The sequence below is a fragment of the bacterium genome, from assembly GCA_040754625.1.
In the GTDB taxonomy this organism is placed as follows: domain Bacteria; phylum JACRDZ01; class JAQUKH01; order JAQUKH01; family JAQUKH01; genus JAQUKH01.
The window spans coordinates 1-3943 of sequence record JBFMCF010000082.1; the positions used below are offsets into that span (position 1 = coordinate 1).

Here is a 3943-nt window from a genome sequence, read left to right on the forward strand (position 1 = left end):
TATTCCCTTTTTTTATGGCTTTTGCTTCGGTTTTTTTTGCTGTTGTCTTTAAGATTTATTATTCACTTGATTCCTCGCAGGCTAAAGCCTGCGCCTACCTGATTTCCACCGGTAACTGACCGGTTACGTAAAATGTAAATCGTTAAACGTAAAAAGCAAGATATTCAATAGTTTGAATTTCGTTTTACGATATACTCCGGATCAAATGATCTTAACTGGCCAATAATCTCAATAACCGGAGGCTGTCCGGCTGCTGACGGGGTAATTACATATCCATAAGTAAGAAGTGAACCCAATATCGGATTTAACACTCTTGAAATACGGCCTATATCTTTCATCGCGATTGTTATAATATTTTTTTTCCGGTTTTTGATGGTAAAATCAATTAATCGCGCGAGGTCATCCCTGGAATTTGCCGTTACCGCGATTTTCACAATATCCGCCCCGCCTTTTTTGCCTTTCTTAAGGATTTTTTCAATTTTGGAATTTGGCGGCGTGTTTTTAAAATTATGATATGAACCAATAACAATCTTCTTTTTTGAATGCAAAAAAGAAGGCGCTTTTTTAAACAAACCTGAATTTATTTCGATATCTGCACAATCAACATATTGAGCAATATTTTTTAATATCTCAAACCTGGCTTTATCAGAAATTACCTTTTCCCCGCCCTCTTTTTTGCCCCTTATTGTGGCAATTATCGGGTTAGGAATGGATTCGTCCAATTTTTTTACCACGGAGATTATATAGTCAAGAGAAACATCTTTAAATCTATCAATGCGTATCTCGACAATATCTATTTTCTTGAATATATTATCCTTTATTTTACCTGAATTTACTTCTGAATCATTTATAGTTCCGACAACAATCGGGACGCGGCCTAGTATTATTTTACCGATTTTAAGATTGGGCATGATTATATTATAAACAATGATACTTCAAACGGTGTTACCACATTCTTAAGCATTTGGATCGTTTCCCCGACGCCGGCAAAACGATCACTAACTACTTTATTTTTTTTGCTATCGCAAAAATTAGTGGTGCCGGGGGCCGGAATCGAACCGGCACAACAGTCGCCCATCGGTGGATTTTAAGTCCACTGCGTCTACCAGTTCCGCCACCCCGGCAACCAACTATCAATTTTTTAATTTTTTAAATCAATTGGAGTATTATAACACTAATGAAAAATTTTTTCTAATGTTTTTTTATTTCGTTAGTAAAAACTTATAACCCATTGATAACATTGACTTTTTCGGGCAGGCATTACAAAAAATATTTTTTGATTTCAAACAAAATTCACTAATTTCATCACCTTAGAATTGCTGTTAATTTAGCGTTCTTTCCTTCTTTATATCTTCCACACATACCCCTTCTTTTTTCTTCAAAAACTCAAAATTGTGCCCAAATTGTGCCCGTGAAATCAAATTTTCCTTCTCATGGTGCAATATTACAACCTTTTCAGATGCACTTTTCAGATCTTCTTCGTTGACTATGTTATACCTGTCAAAAACCGCCCTTGTTTTATGCCCTGAAATCTTCATCGCCACTTTTTCCGGTACCCCAGCCCGGATCATATTCCGGATCGCCGTTCTCCGAAGATCATGGAATAATTTCCCGTTAATTCCAGCTTTATCACATGCCTTTTCCCATGATATACGGAAATCTATAATCTTTCTGCCATTGTTAAAAAATACATAAGGGCATTGGGGATAAAAATCATCTTTTACACTTTTCTGATCCAAAATCATTTTATAAAGCGTATCATCCAAAAATATTATTCTTGCTTCATTATTCTTTGTTGATCCTGCATCAAGAATTATTTTTCTTCCCGTAAGATCAACCTGTTTCCATTCAAGAGATAAGATTTCCTCTCTTCTCATTGCCGTATGATAAGCTATTGTCAAAACCGGTTTTAAATACCCTGGTAAATTATCTTTTAATTTTAGATATTCATTATGTTCAAGATATCCTGTTCTTATATTATTTTCTTTAAGCATTGGAACATAAGGGACATGATTTATCTTCGGAGGGGTATGCCGGGACGCAAGAGAAAACATCCGTTTTAACGCAGATAGCTCTCTATTAATCGTTCCGTTAGAGGAACCTTTTTCCTGCCGGTTAAGAATATAAATTTTTACATGATATGTGGTTATCTCATTTACCCGGAAATCCTTAAAATATTCTCTAAGATGTTTTAAACTCTTTATCAATCTTGATAAGGATTTTCGTGAATTAACCTTATAATCCGTAATAATATCCTCGGTTAATTCCTCAAAAGAGATTTTTTCTATCTTTAAACCCTGGAATCTACCCTCAGCAACCTCTCCTTCTCTTAATTTTAAAAGTTTTTTTGCATCTGTTTCTTTGGTTGATTCAGAACTTTCCCTGTAGTACTTCCCGTGACGATAGTATTTTATCCAGAAAATCTTTCCTCGTTTGCTAATACTTCCCATTTTTTCCTGTCTCCATTTTTATGATCTTTTATGAAGAATTTTCCTTGGCCTATTATAGGAAGGAATACCGCTGAAAGCCTTTCAAGTCAAGGGAAATAGGCAAATTTTCAATAATTAATTTGCTTGTGACTTTTTTCTTCCCCATGGCTTAAAGCCTCCTTTCTTGAATTTAAGTTAACTTATAAACCAATGGGGCCTGAATAAAATAAGGAAGTCAAGGCAATATTGAAAGAAAATTAAACTGAAAAAGTATAGGACCACTCTAAATTTTATTTTTGATTTTCTTTTGAACAAGCTCGATTATAAAGTTCGACACTTATATAAATTCCGTTATTGATAAGTTTATCGAGAAGAGGTTTAATAGCGGTTAATTTTCCTTGCTCTCTGGCGAATATTAATACTCCAATAGTTCCTGTAACATTCATATTGTACAATCGCGCAATATTTCTAGCTTTTTCTTCATCAATAATTACAAGATTAGCATTTATTTTCTGGGCAAGGGCAATTACTTCAGATTCTCCCTCGTCAAGCGTTATCTCAAGCGCTTCTTTCGTACTGAAATTTAAAGCATTTGAAATTTTATTTTTGCCCCAGTTTTCAATAGCCCTGGCTTTTTTCTTACCTTTTTTAGTTGTTTCCTTGAAGACAGCCGGAGGGATATAAACTTCTTGGAAGAGTTCATCCAGTAAAGATAACTTATCAAGAATGGCAAGTGATATCAAAGGTGTTGAATTCACTACAACTTTCATCTTCCTTTACCCTTCATACTTCTTCTTATATTTTCGACATCTTCATTAACTTCTTCTGCAGAATAATTATATACGGATATTTTTTGTTTTGAAAGAAGTCCCATAAAATCTGTCTTATCCATTTCAGCAAGTTTTGCGGCTTTTCCAAGAGATAGTTTACCAGCCTCAAAAAATTTTATTGCCGAAAAGGTTTTTATGTCCCTGATCACCTCATCAGATTTTTCATTTAACGCAAGGAAGATATCCTCAGATATAGGAAATTCTAAATTTTTTACAGACATGATTATTCCTCCATGAATTTTAAACTTTTACTATTTTAATAGTATTATATCATAAACCAAATTAATCCTGAGTAGATTATTGAAAAATATATTGAAAAATATAATTTATAAATCCAATGTAAAAAACACCGGGCAATGATCCGAGGCATCAATTTCACACGTTACACCTTTAAATCTTTCAAAGCTAAAATCAATCTCCTGTCCTTTTTTATCGCCTGGCAAAGCCAGATAGCTCTTTTTCTTTTGGGAACTAAGTCCCCGGCGTTCTATTATTGGCAATCCCCGGCTTTTCTTGGAAAGAGCGGGGCTGAGCAAAATATAATCAAGCTGGCTCACTAAATTTCCCGAGTTTGCCAATTAGTGCGGTTTTTTATCGAGGAGTAATTTTAAGGAATTGCCTGATATTTCATCTTTAAGAGTAATTGCCCATTTGTCTTTTAATTCATCCACTACCTTTCTTATA

General features: G+C 34.4%; 5 protein-coding genes and 1 tRNA gene. All 6 read right to left on the bottom strand.

Features of this window, described 5'->3' with window-relative positions; all coding sequences use genetic code 11:
• Positions 1-164: 164 nt before the first annotated feature.
• Positions 165-911 carry a type I 3-dehydroquinate dehydratase gene (gene aroD / locus AB1498_07240; GenBank protein MEW6088084.1) on the bottom strand — a complete coding sequence of 249 codons (747 nt, stop codon included), beginning with the start codon at positions 909-911 and terminating at the stop codon, positions 165-167.
• Between the two features lie 124 nt (positions 912-1035).
• Positions 1036-1124, bottom strand: a tRNA-Leu gene (locus tag AB1498_07245).
• A 198-nt stretch (positions 1125-1322) separates the two neighbouring features.
• On the bottom strand, positions 1323-2450 hold the full coding sequence (locus tag AB1498_07250) for a site-specific integrase (protein ID MEW6088085.1): 1128 nt from the start codon (positions 2448-2450) through the stop codon (positions 1323-1325).
• A gap of 269 nt (positions 2451-2719) precedes the next feature.
• On the bottom strand, positions 2720-3199 hold the full coding sequence (locus AB1498_07255) for a DUF3368 domain-containing protein (GenBank protein ID MEW6088086.1): 480 nt from the start codon (positions 3197-3199) through the stop codon (positions 2720-2722).
• The gene (locus AB1498_07260; GenBank protein MEW6088087.1) at positions 3196-3480 is read right to left on the bottom strand and encodes a UPF0175 family protein; all 285 of its coding nucleotides are present in this window, start codon (positions 3478-3480) and stop codon (positions 3196-3198) included. Before AB1498_07260 ends, AB1498_07255 begins: the two co-directional genes overlap by 4 nt.
• Positions 3481-3585: 105 nt before the next feature.
• Positions 3586-3816 (bottom strand): hypothetical protein, encoded by a 231-nt coding sequence (locus tag AB1498_07265; protein MEW6088088.1) that lies wholly within the window; start codon positions 3814-3816, stop codon positions 3586-3588.
• Between the last annotated feature and the right edge of the window lie 127 nt (positions 3817-3943).